A 17,129-nucleotide genomic window follows, 5' to 3' on the forward strand; every position below is an offset into this window, starting at 1 on the left:
CTCGACAGGCGTTGGAGGAACTACCACAAAGGCGCCCTTTGCCTTTTTGGTAGTTCTGAAACGTCCCGAGAGTCTGGCGCTTGAAGCTGGATAACATTTAATGCTGAAAGCGCCGTATAGACTCGACAGGCGTTGAAAAAAATAAAACAATCCGCCAACTCTAAAATTCTAGAGTTGGCGGATTGTTCATATTAAAAAACGATTAGCGACATCTTCTACGGCGATGACAACCTTCGCCACCCCACATACCTCCAGATCCTGGTCCGAATCCTGGCCCCATTCCTGGCCCTCTTCCTGGCATAATAGTAGATCCCATAACGTCTTCAGTAGTTTCTGTATAGTAGTGCTGTGGCACACCAACTACGTGGTGTCGATTCACATTCACGATCGGATGAATAAATGGCATTTCCTGTTTAGTGAAGCAATCGTTAAACCGATACTGTGGCGGGCAAAATACGGGTTGGAAACCTTGCTGCTGTCCGCCTGGCATACCTTGATGACCATGCATTCCTTGATGATGAGGCTGTTGGTGTCCCCATCCTTGCTGGTGATGTCCGCCTGACATTCCACAATGTCCTTGATTCATTTCTCCACCTCCTTATACCCTATTACATGCGAGTAAATAAATTTGTTACGGGCTACCGACATAGGAAAGCCAAAAAAAAAAAGCAATGTCCTTTATCAATAGTGATATAGGGCATTGCTTTATTTTTAATAGACTGTTTATAACTCACAGCTTCTAGGTGTAGAAGGCTTCTCAAAACCAAGACTATTTTCTATCGATTCCAATTTCTTTATAAGAATTTCACACTCATTTAATGCGCCATGGACCGGAGCACCTTCGCCTACCATATTCTCGGAACGTAAAAAGTCAGAGTCACGACGCAACTCCAGCTCAGCTGGATGGATGTATTGACGCTCCATACCTTTTCACCCTTTCTTCTATATATGATACACAAGACAGAACCAGCCTAGTCACCTTCTATTATATACGAACCATTAAAGATGCCAAACTATTCTGTTTATATAGAGTGAGTGAAGTTCACGCTATGTGGGTATAGTACGATATCACGTATTTTTGAAGGAGAGAATATTTATGGAACGAAATAGAATTATACTATTTGATGGCGAATGTAACTTCTGTGACGCAAGCGTGCAATTTATTATTAAACGTGACCCTTACAAACACTTTTCATTCGCTTCGTTACAAGATGATGTAGGTAGAAAACTTCGTAAGGATTATCAAATTCCAGATAACGTAGATAGCTTAGTATTGATTGAAAATGGTAAAGCCTATACAAAGTCAGGCGCAGCTTTACGTATCGCAAAAAAATTGGATGGTTTATGGCACTTGGCATTTCTATTCATAGTCATTCCACCCGCAATCCGCGACATCGTCTATGACTACATTGCAACAAATCGATATAAATGGTTCGGCAAAAAGGAGTTATCTTGTATGTTGCCCTCACCTGAAGAACGGCAACGTTTTATCTCGTAAAGATTATATATATATTTACTTATAAAAAATGGACTGAAAACATACTCCGATGTTCCTGGAGTTGCTTTCAGTCCTAGCCTTCCTATTTAATGGAAGGCTTTTTTCATGGAGTTAATTCCTTATATTCTTCGTCAGTAAAGGCCCGGGATCTAGTCAGGAAACGTTTTCCTTCCACTCCTTCAAGCGAAAACATTCCACCACGCCCATCGACTACGTCAATAATTAGCTGTGTATGTTTCCAATACTCAAACTGACTTTTCATCATATAGAATGGCATGCCACCGATGTGCCCTAGCAACACATCTTGGTTACCGACAATTAAATCTCCATCTTCGTAACACATCGGGGAAGATCCATCACAGCAACCGCCGGACTGATGAAACATCAGAGGACCGTGCTTATCTTTTAACAACTCTATAAGAGCCAATGCTTCTTCTGTTGCGACTACTCGATCTGGCATAGGAACTCCTCCATTCACTGCGGATCCTCCAGACAGATTCGATCAAAAGAATCCTTGTTTACTTTCGTCGTAGCTAACTAGCATGTTCTTTGTCTGCTGATAATGCGCTAGCATCTGTAAGTGATTTTCACGGCCGATACCCGAAGCTTTATAGCCACCGAAAGCAGAGTGTGCCGGATATGCATGATAGCAGTTCGTCCATACGCGTCCTGCCTGAATTCCGCGACCGAAGCGGTACGCTGTATTCATATCACGCGTCCAGACACCTGAACCTAGTCCATACAATGTATCGTTCGCGATTTCTAGCGCCTCTTCTTTATCTTTAAATGTCGTTACTGCAACTACAGGACCGAAAATTTCTTCTTGGAAGATTCTCATCTTATTATGTCCTTTAAATACAGTCGGCTGCACATAATAACCTTCTGCAAGATCACCTTCGAGCTTATTTTGCTCTCCACCTGTCAGACATTCTGCACCTTCTTGCTTTCCGATATCTAGGTAAGAAAGAATCTTCTCTAGTTGCTCAGTCGATGCCTGGGCACCCATCATGACCGTTGGATCTAATGGATTTCCTGTCTTGATCGCTTTAACACGCTCAAGTGCACGTTCCATGAACTTATCGTAAATGGATTCCTGAATTAACGCACGAGATGGACACGTACAGACCTCTCCTTGGTTTAAGGCGAACATAACAAAACCTTCAACTGCTTTATCAAGGAACGCATCATCTTCCGCCATTACATCTTCGAAGAAAATGTTCGGGGATTTTCCGCCCAATTCTAAAGTAACCGGAATCAAGTTTTGTGAAGCATACTGCATGATTAGACGGCCTGTTGTCGTCTCTCCTGTGAAGGCAATCTTATTAATTCGCGGATTGGATGCTAGTGGTTTTCCTGCTTCCAGTCCGAAACCGTTGACTACGTTCAGAACACCTGCCGGCAGTAAGTCTTCGATCAATTCAACCAATACTAAAATAGACGCTGGTGTTTGCTCAGCTGGTTTTAGCACGACACAGTTTCCTGCGGCCAATGCCGGAGCAAGTTTCCATACTGCCATTAAAATAGGGAAGTTCCAAGGAATGATCTGCCCTACAACTCCTAGTGGCTCATGGAAATGGTAAGCTACAGTATCGTTGTCTATTTGACTGACTCCGCCTTCTTGCGCACGAATTGCAGATGCAAAGTATCGGAAATGATCTACTGCAAGCGGAAGATCGGCATTTAATGTTTCACGTACAGCCTTTCCGTTATCCCATGTTTCAGCTACAGCTAGCATTTCTAAATTCTCTTCAATACGATCAGCAATCTTCAGCAAAATATTCGAACGTTCAGTGACTGATGTTTTTCCCCACGCATCTTTTGCTGCATGAGCTGCATCCAGAGCCAGTTCAATGTCTTCTTCTGTAGATCTCGCCACCTGAGTAAATACCTTACCTGTAACTGGCGTTGAGTTATCGAAATACTGGCCTTTTACTGGCGCCGTCCACTTGCCGCCGATGAAATTATCATAGCGTTCTTTGAACTGAACCTTTGAACCTTCTGTATTTGGATTTGCGTAAACTAGATTTTCTGAAGCTTGTACCATACTGCGTCACACTCCCTGTTCTCATTATTTTGCTTGTATCTCAGCGCAATCATTATGCACGCAAAGCTATTATACGAAACATAGTTTCACTTTATTCCTGATGCGTACGCTTTCATAAGCTATCTTTTATTCTAAACCATTTGGTAAGCGCTTTCAATCAAATAGTTTTATAGATCATACAAATCGTAGACTGTACTATTACGGTTCCATTTTAATTACTTATATAGATTATAAAACTGTACATTTTAGGTAAAGCTAAAGGAAACTACTTTAGTTAAGAAGGGGTTCCTATGAATCAAAAGAGCTCAATCAGCATTCTGCATGTCATATTTTTATCCATGACAGTTATTGGACTGAAAAATCATGTGACCATTATTCCTTCATTGCTGGAAGATGCACGTAGAGATGGATGGATATCAGTCATAATTGCGTTCCTTGCTATCTTTCCCTTTGTCTTTCTTTTTATCTATATCCATAAAAAGTCCGAACGGAAACATTTGACGAAGTGGCTAACTGAAACTGTCGGCAAGGTGCCATCAGCTGTCATCAGATATATGGTTGCAATTTTTCTGCTGATTTTGTCTACTTTTACAATGGTCGAGATGTTGGAGTGGATTGCCGCCACTTTTTTACCGAAAACTCCCCTATTTTTATTATTGCTAACATTTAGCGTCTTATGCGTTCTACTTGCGATGGCCAATTTACAATCCATAGTCACCGTCAATGCAATCGTGTTGTTTGGTGTAGTCATTTTCGGATTTTTCGTAGCGTTTACTAACTTGCAAGTGAAAGATTACAACATGTTAAAGCCTTTTTTAGAACACGGTGTACAACCTGTCCTCAAATCCGCTATCTATCCTGCGTCGGGATTTATAGAGCTATTATTGCTTCTCTTCATTCAGCATCGCGTGAAAAATCCGTTTCGTTGGTACCATTTCACGGTCATGATGCTCATTTTGCTCGGGCTGACAATCGGTCCCCTCGTTGGCGCTATTACGGAGTTCGGACCAAATGAAGCCGCGAAGCAACTTTATCCTGCTTATGAGGAATGGGGACTTGTCTCGATAGGTCGTTTTTTTGAACACTTAGACTTCCTTTCCATTTATCAATGGCTAACCGGTGCTTTTATCCGCATTGGTTTGCTACTCTTCATTGCAATTGATCTGTTAGGGATGACTGGTGATAAGAAGCGGATTTCAAAGATCATCTTGCCGGCCCTTTTCTTTATGAGCGTATCCTTACTTTTAGTGAGTGACCATGTGTTTCTTAAAATCAAAGGTGATTATGTTTTAACTGGCACATTTGTATTCTTGTTTCTACTAACATTCATTCTTGTCTTCGCCGCACAACGGTCGGGAAGGAAATCAAGAAAACAACCGAACTAATCTATTAGGAAATGGTGATATAGTATGAGAGCTCCTGATATGAACATTGATCTGGATTCACTACAGCAACTTTTTCTACATTCTGGTGATATACAGTTCCAGCCCTATACTTTTCAATCACATACAGTCTACTTCATCACATGCGATTCAATGTTCGATGCACAATTATTGAATGAAGTTGTGATTCCAAGTGTACGTGAATTATATGCTGACAATAAAGAAAGCATAAGTGTGCAAGTTCTTTGCTCTTCTTTATATATACCAAAACTTCAGATTCCAAAAACAGAAAAAGAACTAATTATGCTCGTGTATACGGGGCATGTGCTCGTGTATTTTGAAGATCTCCAATTAGTTGTGACCGGTAATATTGAAAGTAAACCAAATCGGTCACCTGAAGAAACACGTTTAGAAGTTCCGGTTAAAGGACCACGTGATAACTTCATTGAAGATATCTCAGTTAATATTGCACTCATTAGAAAACGCCTTCCTACCAATTCTTTATGCGTGGAAAAGTTTGAATTAGGCACACGGTCAAAAACTTCTGTAGCACTTATGTACTTCGATGATATTGCCAGTGAAGATACATTATATCAACTGCGGACACAGCTGGGCAAAGTGAATACGGATATTGTGTTCAGCGGTGATGCATTGATGGAGTTAGTGAATAAAAAATCCTTGCTCTTCCCCCGATCTGACTATACGGGACGACCTGACAATGCAATCCAGTCATTGGCGAGAGGTCGCTTCGTTATTCTAGTGGACGGCGTAACCTATGCCGTCATCACTCCGATCAGCTTGTTTTTATTAATGAAAACATCCGAGGATTTTGAATTTCCAAGTCTACAAAGTTCGGTACAACGACTGCTTCGTCTCGGCAGTTTATTAATTGGTTTACTGTTACCCGCTTTCTGGCTTGCACTCACCGCCTTTCATCAAGATCAGTTACCTATTCAATTGTTGGCAACCATCGTACAGGCAAACATAGGTTTACCTTTTCCTTCTATGTTTGAAATGTTATTGATGCTTAGCTTATTTGAGTTATTTCGAGAAGCGGGTCTACGTCTGCCAACTGTAATCGGAAGTACGATTGGAGTTGTAGGTGGATTGATTATTGGAGATGCGGCAATACGCGCAGGTTTAACAAGTCCCGCTATGATTGTCGTGATCGCCACTTCTACAATTGCGGCCTATACTTTAGTTAATCAATCACTCGTTACAGCTGTCAGTGCATTACGCGTGTTTTTTATTATACTTACCGGACTGATGGGTTTATTTGGTTTTTATGTGTCTTTATTTGCTACCCTTTTATATTTATCAACTATCCATACATTCGGGGTTCCTTATTTAAGTATTGCAACAGACATCAAGTGGACAAATATTAAAAAGACATTGCTCCGCCTACCTACTGAACAATACAATAAGCGACCTGACGTATTGCATCCAAAGGATAAAACACGCCAGAAAGGAACCGGAGAATGAAAAAAGCTGCGTTGTTCGCTACACTTTGTCTGACGTTATTCTTGGCGGGTTGCTGGGATATGAGAGAACCCGAGCGAATGCTGTATGTCAATGGCTTGGGCGTTGATTATATAGATAATCAATTTCACATATATCTACAGATTATCGACTTTGCCAATACACCAAAATCTGAACAACCCGTGAGTGACATACCTCAGGCAGAAGTAGGATTTGCCAAGGCCGATACATTTGATGATGCCCTTGCCCAGCTGTATCACTCCGTTGACCAGCAGGTATTTTGGGGACATGCTTCTTACATTGTTGTATCGGAAAAGGTGTTGGAACATGGCAAATTAAATGCAGTCATTGACAGAATTACACGGTATCTAGAGACGCGCTATCAAATTTGGTTATATGCTACAAAGGATCCGGTGCAGGACGTGTTGCTGGTCCGCCCTGTTATTAACAAAGCACTTACCCTATCAAAACTTGGTGATCCAGACAATTCCTACGAACAAGAATCGTTTGTCTATCCTACGAATATACGTGAGCTGATTATCGGTTTGGACGAGCCGGGACACGAAGCGGCAATCCCTCTTATCAACGTAAAGGATAATTGGGAGTCTTCAAAAGAGTCCGTTGCAGCACCTGTTTTATCAGGCATTGCGTCCATTTCACGCCACAATTTCAAAGGATTTATTACGGGTTCTAGCGCAAGAGGATTGCAGTGGATGACGAAGAAAACTAAACGTGGTCGAATTTCTTTCAAAACAGAAAGAGATGATCATGTATCCATAATAGTCGATAAAGTAAATCCGACCATTACACCCATCAATAAAAACGGTGTGAAATTTAATGTGGAAGTAGATGTGGAAGCATCACTGAGTACAAAGGAAGGCTCCATTTCGATAAAAGAAATCCAGAAAAGATTAGAGGAAGAGATATCTAAACAAATTTTAGAGACATACAAAGAGGCTATAGAAAAAAACATTGACGTCTATCGATTTTCCGAACATTTATATAGACAGGAATTGAATACATGGAAGAAGTATGAACAAGACGGAGTAATTGAACTAACAGATGAGTCAATCGAAAAGTTGAATGTACGTGTCACAAAACTTAATTCTGATCGGAAAAGTTTTCAAGAAACCATCGACTAGTAAAGCCTAATTAAATGAACCGCCGCAGTCCATAGTGGACTGCGGCGGTTCATTGTTAATTACACGTCATATAGCGCCAATAATTATCTCCTAGCACACCCGTCAAATACGCCAACCCTTCACTTTCAGTACGATGCACCGAGCGCCAATCCTCGTCATCAAGCGCTAAATAAATCTCATGATGAGGCGCATCATTATGATAACCAACTAAGTCCAGGTTCCCATTCTGATCCAAATGAGCTTTCAATTCATAATGAATAGGTGGCGAAGCAGTTAGTGGGTTGCCCACGTCATGATTGATTGCAAAATGAACTTCTGTTGACTTCCCTTCTAACCGCTCTATTTCTATACCATCTACTGATGCATGGTCATGGCGTTTATACCGTTTCATATAATTCATACCAATTGTTGGTCCAGTTGCTTTCGTAAATTGCAGTGTGCTATCTCCTGCGACAAACTGTCCTTCTATATCCACACGGGTGCGGAAACTTTTCCCTTCCGGATTAAAGTCTCGATCATCCCCCGTAAAGTATGAAATAGGTGAAAAGAGATTTGGGTTCTTTATAATATCTTCCTTTAAAAACGTCGTATATCGGAACTTCCATTGCTTCACTTCATTTATTTTTTTTCTGTCAGCTATCGGTGTGAGTAATTGATCCCTTTGCTTTACACGCACAGAAAAGGTATAGACTTCTTCTGTTGGTTTATTATTCGGATTCGGGGGCATAATCACTTCATACACTTTTGATGCGATTGACTTACTGATATTCATTTTCTGATTGCTATCAATCAACGGGCATGTTGCCGACACACTGTAAACGACCGACTCCGAAGAACTTACCTCGCGATCAATAAAACGATTGTCAGCAATTGTTTCGAGGTATTGACCGTTACGGTAAATATCGAATTTCTCCACATCCTTAATCCACTCCCACGACAGAGCAATTTGTGAGGAGGCGGCAATCGTCGTGATCACCAGTCGTTGTAAAGGATGTTCATCTTCTTGTACCTCAGTCAGGGCAGATGTCTGGATAACAATTACATCACGAACCCGTCCTTCTTCTACTCGTTCCACTGTATACTGGAAAGGATGTGACGGGTCTAGTTGCCCATCCGTAAACTTCGGGGCCGTTCCTTCATATACTTGTCGGTCATTTTTATAGACACGATAATAACCACCTGTGTCACTCCACGTAAACGATATATCATCCATTGAATGGTCCATTTGTTGAATTTCGAATAATTTCTCCATTTGCGATCTGCTCCCTTTTATCTATTTCATCTGAAACAGTTATACGCCTTCAGATAATTATGTAACATTCAGCATATAGTTATACCTCTTCCTCTATGCGCAATCGCTCATTTCCACGTACTTCCACCCCATTATCCCAGTATCATTTTAACCTTTTTCATGTATATGATATAATTAGCCTGTCTGATACATAGCAACCACTAGGGGTGCCATTGGCTGAGATGCAATTACGCAAACCCTTTGAACCTGATCTAGTACATACTAGCGGAGGAAAGTGGGTAGTTTTCATACCCAACCGCCCATCAATGCATGGGCTTTTTGTATATATACCTTTAAAGGGAGGAAGAGAAACATGCAGCTTATTCAACAACTTCGTCAAAAGCAACCGCTCGTTCATTGCATTACAAATTTTGTAGTTGCGAATTTCCAGGCAAATGGTTTACTAGCAATAGGCGCTTCTCCCGTTATGGCGGATGCAGTAGAGGAAGCAGAAGATATTGCAAAAATTGCCGCTTGCAGTATTTTAAATATCGGCACGTTAAAGCAACAAACAGTGGACGCAATGATTTTGGCCGGAAACAGTGCCCGTGCAGCAGGAAAACCTGTTGTACTAGACCCGGTTGGTGCAGGCGCCACCCCTTTTCGCAAAGCTAGCGTCCTGAAAGTACTGGACGAAGTAGATGTCACATTGATCCGCTGTAATACAGGGGAGCTTGCTGCGATTGCAGATGTACCCTGGACCGCTAAAGGCGTGGACGCAGGAGAAGGTTCTGCAGACATCGAAGATCTAGCGGAAAAGACTGCTCGTAAGTACAACTGTCTCGTAGCAGTATCAGGCGAAGTCGATATCGTCACGGACGGCCATTCCACATTGTCTATCACAGGCGGCCACCCTATGATGACTACCATAACCGGCACAGGATGTTTACTCAGTTCTGTCACAGGTGCTTTTCTCTCAGTAGGAATGGAACATCCTTTGGAAGCCGTTGCAGATGCACTTTTATTTTATAAACGAGCTGGTGAACAAACAGCGAAAATTTCCCGTGGTCCTGGAGACTTTGCTGTGAACTTCTTAAATATATTACATACATTGGATCGCGAATCGAAAACATCTTTAGCATAATAGACAGGAGGTTTTTCAATTGACAGTACAAGTAGCATTGACCATTGCGGGTTCGGATAGCGGAGGAGGTGCAGGAATTCAGGCCGACTTAAAGACATTCCAAGAGCTAGGTGTATTCGGAACGTCTGCGATCACTGCAGTGACTGCACAGAACACACATGGCGTTCACGGTGTATATCCGATACAGACCGACGGAGTCATAGCACAAATACGTGCAGTACTTGATGACTTTGATGTAAAAGCATGTAAAACCGGCATGCTATTTTCGGCAGAAATCATTACTGAAGTTGCTGCGCTATTAAAAGAATATCCTCCAATTCCTTTAGTTATTGACCCTGTCATGATTGCAAAGGGTGGACAATCTTTATTGCAACAACAGGCGATTCAAGCACTAAAAGAACATTTACTACCGCTGGCTACAATTGTTACACCGAATATTCCTGAAGCGGAAGTGCTGACTGGAATGAAAATACAGACAGACGAAGACATTCGGCAAGCTGCAACCGCTTTTATTCAGATGGGAGCGAAAGCCGTCGTGATGAAAGGCGGACACCGAAATGACGTGCTGGATGCAAAAGATTATTACGCAGACGCAGACGGTCAATCGTTCACTGTGACAACACCTTGGATTCAAACGAAAGATACACATGGAACTGGATGCACATTTGCAGCAGCTTTGACGAGTTTTCTAGCGAGAGGCTTTTCGTTGCCGGATGCAGTCGCTGAAGCAAAGCAGTTCATACAGGCTGCGATTGAACATGGTTTAAAGATTGGTTCAGGACACGGACCGACAAATCACTGGGCATACGGTGAGCTAAAAAAGGAGATGCACTGATGCGAACTATGGAAGTGAGGAAAGCATTAGGCTTATATTTTGTAATGGGCACACCAAACTCGGGTAGTCAGGATCCGTTAGCAATAGTGGAAGCAGCTCTGCGCGGTGGTATCACATGTTTTCAGTTGCGTGAAAAAGGATCGAATGCACTTGAAGGCGAAGCTTTGCTCGGATTCGCCAAGAAGTGTCAGGCACTTTGCAGACTGTACCGCGTTCCTTTCATCATCAATGACGATGTGGATCTAGCATTGGCAATGAATGCAGACGGAGTTCATGTTGGACAAGATGACGAACAGGCAGACAGTGTGCGTCGGCGAATCGGTCCGGATAAATGGCTTGGAGTTTCTACCCACAACGCAAAAGAAGTACAACTGGCACAATCAATTGGTGCGGATTATATAGGACTGGGTCCGATCTATCCGACTTCGACCAAACTCGATGCTTCAGCCGTTGTAGGTACCGTTTTGGTAGAAGAAATCCATACTGCGTTTCCTAACATGCCGCTAGTTGCTATAGGTGGCATTACACTGGCTACTACTAGCTCCATTATCCAAGCTGGGGCAGATGGTGTAGCTGTTGTTTCTGCAATTGCATCGGCGAAAGATCCACAGTATGCAGCAAGCGATTTATTAAAAACCATTCACTCCTTTTTGAAATGAATGATGTCCACATGAATACACGCAAAATGATATTCATGACCATGTTTGTCGCAATCGCAGTTGCCGGCTCCGCGTTCGTTTCATTTCCTGCTGGTATCGCCAGGGCTTATCCCATACAGCATGCTGTAAATGTCATAGTGGCAATTGTAATGGGTCCGGGGGCCGCTGTCATAGTGGCGTTTATGACAGGACTCGTACGCGTACTGACCGGAACTGGTTCACTGCTCGCATTTCCAGGTGGTATGATCGGTGCATTTTTAGCCGGCATATTCTATCAGCGTTTCAAAAGGAATTGGAGTGCGGGTATTGGGGAGATAATCGGCACCGGTTTGATAGCACCTTTGTTTGCGGTACCTTATGCAAAAATATTGATGGGTACAACCGTAACGGCTTTCTTCTTCCTCCCCCCTTTTCTGGTATCGACAGTGAGCGGGACAATTATCGGTCTATTATTAGCTCCAAGACTTTTGAGATTGAAGCTATTTAAAGATTTACAGTAAGACTATGAAGTGTGGCAGAAGTTAATAGTAAGGGCGGATTTTCACTTCACAACGCCTTCCGTGATATCTAGGCGCTTCTAATTTACACACTCAAAAAACAAGATCCGCAGAGACTAATGTCTGCGGATCTTTTGTCGATTTCCCAGGAAATAGCGTATATTATTTCATCATATAATTATAATAGTCCTTCATTTCGTCTTCAGGCACCATATTTCCGCCTGTTCCCCATACGAGGTGTGTCGTATCTTTGGAGTCGGCTAATGGTAATTTAGACTGAATAACTTGTACTGGCCCTGTCATACCAGCCAGTGCTGAAGGTTCTAGCCAAATATCTTCGCTGTCCGCTAGCTTTTTCAGTAGCGTGAATAATGTCTGATCTTCTACCGTATAGCATCCTGTCAGGAAAGGTTCCATCGTTTTCCCGACAAATGCTGAAGCTGTGCCGACTGCTAATCCATCAGCCGCAGTTTTATTGTCCAGGCCAAAGTCTGTAACCGAGACTTGATCGTGCATTCCTGTCATCATTCCAATCATCATGCACGGTGAGTGTGTCGGTTCAGCGAAAAAGCAATGGACATGATCGCCTAATGCTAGTTTTAATCCGAACGCCACACCGCCAGGTCCACCGCCTACGCCGCAAGGTAAATAGACGAATAGTGGATGCGCTTCATCGACAGCAATATTCTGCTCTTTCAATTGCGCTGCTACACGCTCCCCCGCCACGGCATATCCCATGAATAAATCCGTAGAGTTTTCATCGTCCACAAAGTGACAAGACGGATCAGCCTCTGCCTGGCGCCGACCTTCTTCTACTGCCTTACTGTAATCATCTATATACTCCACTACGTGAACGCCTTTTGAACGTAGTAAATCTTTTTTCCACTGTTTAGCATCGGCTGACATATGCACCGTTACATCGAAGCCAAGTTTTGCACTCATAATGCCAATACTCAATCCTAGATTACCAGTCGAGCCTACAGCTATTTTGTGCTTTGCAAACAATGCACGGAATGTTGGTGAATCGAATTGGCTATAATCCATTGTGTGATCCAGCAACTCATTATCTAATGCAAGTGTCTCTGCGTGTTTCAGCACCTCATAAATTCCACCACGCGCCTTGATTGAGCCGGAGATTGGTAACGCATTATCTTGCTTTAATAAAAGCCTGCCTGGAATATCAATAGCGTATGCCGCTTCAAGTTCTTGCTTCATCTTTGGAATTGGTGTTAATGGAGATTCGATAATACCTTGATTCGTTTCAGGAAAAACTTTTGCCAAATAGGGAGCAAATTTTTCTAGGCGATGACTAGCGTCTGTTATATCGTCTTTTGATAAACGCGTCTTCAACAGGCCAGCTTTTACTGATTCAATAGAAGGGTTACACCATAATACTTCCTTCTTCTCTACCACGCTTTGTAATAAGGGTAGCTTTACAAGCCACTCACTTTGCGTCATTTTATTCACTCACTAACCACTCCCTATTATGAATGTATGCCCGTGCAGATTTCATTCGAACCAGCCTTTTTCATTAAATAACGTAATTGCTTCAATACGATTACGCACACCAAGTTTATCCAGAATCGTGGAGACATAGTTACGGACAGTGCCGGGTGATAAAAACAGTTCAGCCGCAATCTGTTTCGTAGTCTTCCCCTCGGATACCAATTTAAGTACTTGAACTTCTCGCTCGGTCAATGGATTCTTCTCTTCTTCTTTCATTTCAAATGCCATATCGATTAATTCTGGTGCATAAATTCGGCGACCTTCAATTATAGAATGAATCGATTTCACCAGTTCTTCGATCGGATTGTCTTTCAGCAAATAGCCACGAACTCCCGCATTACGTGCTCGTTCAAAATAACCCGCCCTCGCAAACGTCGTTAGAATAATAATTTGGCATTCTATATCCTGGAGTTCTTCCGCTGCATCTAAGCCGGTTTTAATCGGCATTTCAATATCCATTATACAAATATCCGGCCGAAGACTTTTAACCAAGTCCACGGCTTCTTGACCATTCTTAGCCTTGCCTACTACTTCCATATCTTCTTCCAGGTTCAACAACGACCCTAGTGCACCGAGCAGCATTCCTTGGTCTTCTGCAATTACAATGCGGATCATACGTTACCCCTCCTTTATTTGCTTTAGAACAGCAGGTACCACGATTTTTATTTGAGTTCCACCGTCACTTTTAATGGACAGTTTACCATTGACGAACTCTAACCGTTCCTTCATGCCATCAAGCCCATTTCCCGGTAAATTTAAACCATTTTGCGCGATACCAATACCGTTATCTTTTATTTTAATTACAAATGCCTTTTCTGTCTGTTCAAATATGATACAGCACCGCTTTGCATAACTATGTCTCGCTACGTTATTGATTGCTTCTTTCATACACATGACAAGTACATTTTCTACAATAGGAGATACGTCGGGGAAATTCGGATTTCCTTCTACATCTAAATCGATTTCCGCCGCATTCAACAATTGTTGGACGCGCACCAGCTCATCTTTAAGCTTCACACGCCGCATCCCACTGACAAGAACCCGGACTTCTTTTAATGCCGTACTAGAAATTTGACGTATATCTTGAATCTCTGCTTTGGCAGACTCGATATCTCGATCCATTAATCGAGAAGCCAAATCACTTTTTAAACCAATCATAGATAACTTTTGCCCAAGCGTGTCATGGAGATCCCGTGCAATACGCTCACGCTCTTGAATGATCATCAGTTCGGATATCCGTTCCCTTGCAATCTCCAACTGATCTTGAAGTAAGTCTCGTTTTTGACGATTGTACAAATTGAAAGGCAATAATACTACACCAATAACGGTGATAATAACAAAGTGGATTTGCGGTAAAAATAATTCAATCTCAAGAAAGAACCCCGCAACAATCGCCGCGATTAAGATCGCAATATGCAATCCATAAATAATAAAAAAGCCTACTGGTCTTCGTATATTTCCAATAGAGAACGCAATGAACAGTGATAGATATACATATCCAAACAACAAGGTCATCACGACCGAAATGACAATTTCAAAACTGATCCACATATACATAAGACCGCTTTTGGACTTGGCGGAAAAATAATAAGAAAGGAAAAATAACACTAATAATATGATGCCTATTGTTAAATTAAATGAAGATGCACTTCGTAAAATAAAAAAGAAAGGTAAAATACAAAATACAACCCAAGCATAAATACTGAGCCAGGGGCTTTTAGGAAAAATACTATACCAACTATACATCAGTTCTCATCGCCGTCCTTTTCATCCCATTGTAACAAATATTGTCTCTGCTAGCTCTTTTGATATATGGACAAAATAAAAAGGCGGAGAAGGATTGCCCCTTCTCTCGCCATTTTATGATAAATGTGTGCGTTTTGGTTTTAAATCAATCGACAATTTATCTCTTAATGAGTATTGTTTTGCTTCTTTAAATGTAATGAATTTTTTATTGTTTGGATCATACAAGCGATAACGCAATGATTCAAAACTATTCTTCAATGTAATCGTTGTAGCTTTTTGCAATGGCGGAGTTAATTCATGCGCCATTTCTAAGTTATAGTTTGGTACACGTGGTGCTAAGTGGTGTACATGGTGGAATCCGATATTACCTGTTGCCCACTGAAGAGCACGTGGCAATTGATAGTACGAACTTCCTTCTACTGCTGCTTTAACATAATCCCAGTCAGATTCCTCTTCAAAATAAGAATCTTCAAATGTATGTTGGATGTAGAACAACCAAATACCAAGGGCACCAGCTGTGAACATCATAGTACCTTGAATCAACAAGAATGCTTTCCAGCCAATAGCTAGGATTAGTACTGTATAGACTGCAACTAAAATAACGTTGATTAGATACGTATTCATGCGCTCTTTCTTACGCGCGTCTTTACGGTTAAAACGACCTGCGATCAGTACCAAGTATAAAGGTCCAAATCCAAACAAGACAATAGGGTTACGGTAAACACGATAGCTAAAACGCTCGAACTTCGAAGCATTTTGGTATTCTTCAACCGTCATGACCCAGATGTCTCCAACACCGCGTTTGTCTAGGTTTGAACTAGTTGCGTGGTGAATCGAGTGCTCTCTTTTCCATTTTTCATATGGGAATAATGTCAAGACGCCAGTGATTGTTCCTACAATGCTATTCGCTTTTTTATTGCGGAAGAATGAACCGTGCGTGCAGTCATGGAAGATGATGAATGTACGAACTACGAAGAACGCTGCAACGATTGACAACGCAACCGTTAATGTGACCGACACACTCAAGCTTTGGTAAGCCAGGAACCATAGGATAAATATTGGTGGAATTGTATTGATCATCTGAATGATACTCTTTTTCAAATCAGACTTCGCGAAAGGCGCGACGTCTTTATGCAGTTGCTTCGTTTGCTCTTTACTCATGTTTGAATTTCCCTCCTATTGGGTTTGCTAGTACATTAAGAATAACTTGTATGCGGCGGGAGGGGTAGACATAGATGTCATGACTTTGAGATGACAAATGTCATGTGTTTTGGGACAAGTAGTCCTATTACAATATGCGTTGTGAGAGATACGTTGAGTTAGGTCATTGCTCAACTTAGTTGTTGGACAGTGAAGTTAGTGCGTGCCTGTACTGCTGTGTGGTAGTTATTTTGGTTGTGGTTCTGAGAATGATAAATTGCGTACAGTACCCAACCTGGAAACGCGGTTAGCGGAAAGACTAGGCGGCTGCCGGTCTTTGGCACTTTTGTTGGGGGGCGTTGCTCGACTGGCTGTTGGGAACTGAAGTTAGCGAGTGTCTGCTTTTTGGACCCGCGCCAGGCACGTGGGGGATTGCCTACAGCCAGGAGCCAGCTGGCGGTGGTAGGTGCCAGTTGACTCCTGGCCACGGCCTACCCCGCAGTTGTGCCGGCGCTACTAAGTAGTGTTTATTTTGGTTTTGGTTCTAAGAATGATAAATTGCGTAACTTACCCAACCTACAAACACGATTGACGGAAAGACTAAGTGGCTACGAGTCTTTGTCACTTTTGTTGGGGACATTGCTCGACTGTTTGTTGGATACTGAAGTTAGTGAGTGTCTACTTTCTGGACCCGCGCAGGCACTTGGGGGATTGCCTACAGCCATGAGCCAGCTGGCAAAGTGCCGCCAGTTGTCTCATGGCCACGGCCTACCCCGCAGTTGTGCCAGCGCTACTAAGTGGTATTTATTCTAGTTGTGGTTCTTAT

17 protein-coding genes and 1 riboswitch are annotated in these 17,129 nt (G+C 42.3%); of the genes, 8 read left to right on the plus strand and 9 right to left on the minus strand.

The window, feature by feature from the left end; translation table 11 throughout:
* Positions 1-202: 202 nt before the first annotated feature.
* Complete coding sequence (locus CSV64_RS15625) at positions 203-586, minus strand: hypothetical protein (RefSeq protein ID WP_099635517.1); 384 nt, start codon at positions 584-586, stop codon at positions 203-205.
* Positions 587-723: 137 nt separating this feature from the next.
* Positions 724-924, minus strand: a complete 201-nt coding sequence (locus CSV64_RS15630; RefSeq protein WP_099635518.1) for a hypothetical protein — start codon at positions 922-924, stop codon at positions 724-726.
* Between the two features lie 172 nt (positions 925-1,096).
* Between CSV64_RS15630 and CSV64_RS15635 the strand changes: the two genes are divergently transcribed.
* A complete protein-coding gene (locus CSV64_RS15635; protein ID WP_099635519.1) occupies positions 1,097-1,498 on the plus strand; it encodes a thiol-disulfide oxidoreductase DCC family protein in 402 nt (133 codons plus the stop codon).
* Positions 1,499-1,601: 103 nt separating this feature from the next.
* Here CSV64_RS15635 and CSV64_RS15640 read toward each other — a convergent pair whose 3' ends face one another.
* Positions 1,602-1,958 carry a DUF779 domain-containing protein gene (locus CSV64_RS15640; RefSeq protein WP_099635520.1) on the minus strand — a complete coding sequence of 119 codons (357 nt, stop codon included), beginning with the start codon at positions 1,956-1,958 and terminating at the stop codon, positions 1,602-1,604.
* A gap of 42 nt (positions 1,959-2,000) precedes the next feature.
* On the minus strand, positions 2,001-3,542 hold the full coding sequence (gene adh, locus CSV64_RS15645; RefSeq protein ID WP_099635521.1) for an aldehyde dehydrogenase: 1,542 nt from the start codon (positions 3,540-3,542) through the stop codon (positions 2,001-2,003).
* 290 nt (positions 3,543-3,832) lie between these two features.
* Between adh and CSV64_RS15650 the strand changes: the two genes are divergently transcribed.
* The 3 genes from CSV64_RS15650 to CSV64_RS15660 are packed head-to-tail and all read left to right on the plus strand — an operon-like array spanning position 3,833 to position 7,545.
* Positions 3,833-4,927 carry an endospore germination permease gene (locus CSV64_RS15650; RefSeq protein ID WP_099635522.1) on the plus strand — a complete coding sequence of 365 codons (1,095 nt, stop codon included), beginning with the start codon at positions 3,833-3,835 and terminating at the stop codon, positions 4,925-4,927.
* 39 nt (positions 4,928-4,966) lie between these two features.
* Positions 4,967-6,406: a spore germination protein gene (locus CSV64_RS15655; RefSeq protein WP_233190515.1), complete on the plus strand. Its 1,440-nt coding sequence runs from the start codon at positions 4,967-4,969 to the stop codon at positions 6,404-6,406.
* Complete coding sequence (locus CSV64_RS15660; protein ID WP_099635524.1) at positions 6,403-7,545, plus strand: Ger(x)C family spore germination protein; 1,143 nt, start codon at positions 6,403-6,405, stop codon at positions 7,543-7,545. Before CSV64_RS15655 ends, CSV64_RS15660 begins: the two co-directional genes overlap by 4 nt.
* 55 nt (positions 7,546-7,600) lie before the next feature.
* Here the strand turns inward: CSV64_RS15660 and CSV64_RS15665 are convergent, their stop codons facing one another.
* Positions 7,601-8,797, minus strand: a complete 1,197-nt coding sequence (locus CSV64_RS15665) for a DUF3238 domain-containing protein (protein WP_099635525.1) — start codon at positions 8,795-8,797, stop codon at positions 7,601-7,603.
* Between the two features lie 192 nt (positions 8,798-8,989).
* Positions 8,990-9,087: riboswitch (TPP riboswitch) on the plus strand.
* A 62-nt stretch (positions 9,088-9,149) separates the two neighbouring features.
* Here CSV64_RS15665 and thiM point away from each other — a divergent pair.
* From thiM to thiW, 4 genes are read left to right on the plus strand one after another with little or no spacing between them, the layout of a single operon-like run.
* The gene (thiM, locus tag CSV64_RS15670) at positions 9,150-9,920 is read left to right on the plus strand and encodes a hydroxyethylthiazole kinase (RefSeq protein ID WP_099635526.1); all 771 of its coding nucleotides are present in this window, start codon (positions 9,150-9,152) and stop codon (positions 9,918-9,920) included.
* A 19-nt stretch (positions 9,921-9,939) separates the two neighbouring features.
* Positions 9,940-10,755 carry a bifunctional hydroxymethylpyrimidine kinase/phosphomethylpyrimidine kinase gene (thiD, locus tag CSV64_RS15675; protein WP_099635527.1) on the plus strand — a complete coding sequence of 272 codons (816 nt, stop codon included), beginning with the start codon at positions 9,940-9,942 and terminating at the stop codon, positions 10,753-10,755.
* The gene (gene thiE, locus CSV64_RS15680; protein WP_099635528.1) at positions 10,755-11,414 is read left to right on the plus strand and encodes a thiamine phosphate synthase; all 660 of its coding nucleotides are present in this window, start codon (positions 10,755-10,757) and stop codon (positions 11,412-11,414) included. The genes thiD and thiE overlap by 1 nt, the downstream gene beginning before the upstream one ends.
* Positions 11,415-11,425: 11 nt before the next feature.
* Entirely contained in the window at positions 11,426-11,914 is a 489-nt protein-coding gene (gene thiW, locus CSV64_RS15685) for an energy coupling factor transporter S component ThiW (protein ID WP_099635532.1), read from the plus strand.
* 159 nt (positions 11,915-12,073) lie between these two features.
* On the opposite strand, the gene CSV64_RS15690 is transcribed toward thiW, so the two are convergent.
* From CSV64_RS15690 to desA, 4 genes are all read right to left on the minus strand, one after another.
* A complete protein-coding gene (locus tag CSV64_RS15690; protein WP_099635533.1) occupies positions 12,074-13,369 on the minus strand; it encodes a D-serine ammonia-lyase in 1,296 nt (431 codons plus the stop codon).
* Positions 13,370-13,420: 51 nt separating this feature from the next.
* Positions 13,421-14,032 carry a response regulator transcription factor gene (locus CSV64_RS15695; RefSeq protein WP_099635529.1) on the minus strand — a complete coding sequence of 204 codons (612 nt, stop codon included), beginning with the start codon at positions 14,030-14,032 and terminating at the stop codon, positions 13,421-13,423.
* Between the two features lie 3 nt (positions 14,033-14,035).
* Positions 14,036-15,163, minus strand: a complete 1,128-nt coding sequence (locus CSV64_RS15700) for a sensor histidine kinase (RefSeq protein ID WP_099635530.1) — start codon at positions 15,161-15,163, stop codon at positions 14,036-14,038.
* A 114-nt stretch (positions 15,164-15,277) separates the two neighbouring features.
* A complete protein-coding gene (desA, locus tag CSV64_RS15705; RefSeq protein WP_099635531.1) occupies positions 15,278-16,324 on the minus strand; it encodes a Delta(5) desaturase DesA in 1,047 nt (348 codons plus the stop codon).
* Between the last annotated feature and the right edge of the window lie 805 nt (positions 16,325-17,129).

This window comes from Sporosarcina sp. P32b, from assembly GCF_002743335.1.
Taxonomy (GTDB): domain Bacteria; phylum Bacillota; class Bacilli; order Bacillales_A; family Planococcaceae; genus Sporosarcina.

Excerpts from the sequence above, each read along its gene's own strand:
- CSV64_RS15625 (WP_099635517.1), bottom strand. The coding sequence starts at position 586 with ATGAATCAAGGACATTGTGGAATGTCAGGCGGACATCACCAGCAAGGA.
- CSV64_RS15630 (WP_099635518.1), bottom strand. The coding sequence starts at position 924 with ATGGAGCGTCAATACATCCATCCAGCTGAGCTGGAGTTGCGTCGTGAC.
- CSV64_RS15635 (WP_099635519.1), top strand. The coding sequence starts at position 1,097 with ATGGAACGAAATAGAATTATACTATTTGATGGCGAATGTAACTTCTGT.
- CSV64_RS15640 (WP_099635520.1), bottom strand. The coding sequence starts at position 1,958 with ATGCCAGATCGAGTAGTCGCAACAGAAGAAGCATTGGCTCTTATAGAG.
- adh (WP_099635521.1), bottom strand. The coding sequence starts at position 3,542 with ATGGTACAAGCTTCAGAAAATCTAGTTTACGCAAATCCAAATACAGAA.
- CSV64_RS15650 (WP_099635522.1), top strand. The coding sequence starts at position 3,833 with ATGAATCAAAAGAGCTCAATCAGCATTCTGCATGTCATATTTTTATCC.
- CSV64_RS15655 (WP_233190515.1), top strand. The coding sequence starts at position 4,967 with ATGAACATTGATCTGGATTCACTACAGCAACTTTTTCTACATTCTGGT.
- CSV64_RS15660 (WP_099635524.1), top strand. The coding sequence starts at position 6,403 with ATGAAAAAAGCTGCGTTGTTCGCTACACTTTGTCTGACGTTATTCTTG.
- CSV64_RS15665 (WP_099635525.1), bottom strand. The coding sequence starts at position 8,797 with ATGGAGAAATTATTCGAAATTCAACAAATGGACCATTCAATGGATGAT.
- thiM (WP_099635526.1), top strand. The coding sequence starts at position 9,150 with ATGCAGCTTATTCAACAACTTCGTCAAAAGCAACCGCTCGTTCATTGC.
- thiE (WP_099635528.1), top strand. The coding sequence starts at position 10,755 with ATGCGAACTATGGAAGTGAGGAAAGCATTAGGCTTATATTTTGTAATG.
- thiW (WP_099635532.1), top strand. The coding sequence starts at position 11,426 with ATGAATACACGCAAAATGATATTCATGACCATGTTTGTCGCAATCGCA.
- CSV64_RS15690 (WP_099635533.1), bottom strand. The coding sequence starts at position 13,369 with ATGACGCAAAGTGAGTGGCTTGTAAAGCTACCCTTATTACAAAGCGTG.
- CSV64_RS15695 (WP_099635529.1), bottom strand. The coding sequence starts at position 14,032 with ATGATCCGCATTGTAATTGCAGAAGACCAAGGAATGCTGCTCGGTGCA.
- CSV64_RS15700 (WP_099635530.1), bottom strand. The coding sequence starts at position 15,163 with ATGTATAGTTGGTATAGTATTTTTCCTAAAAGCCCCTGGCTCAGTATT.
- desA (WP_099635531.1), bottom strand. The coding sequence starts at position 16,324 with ATGAGTAAAGAGCAAACGAAGCAACTGCATAAAGACGTCGCGCCTTTC.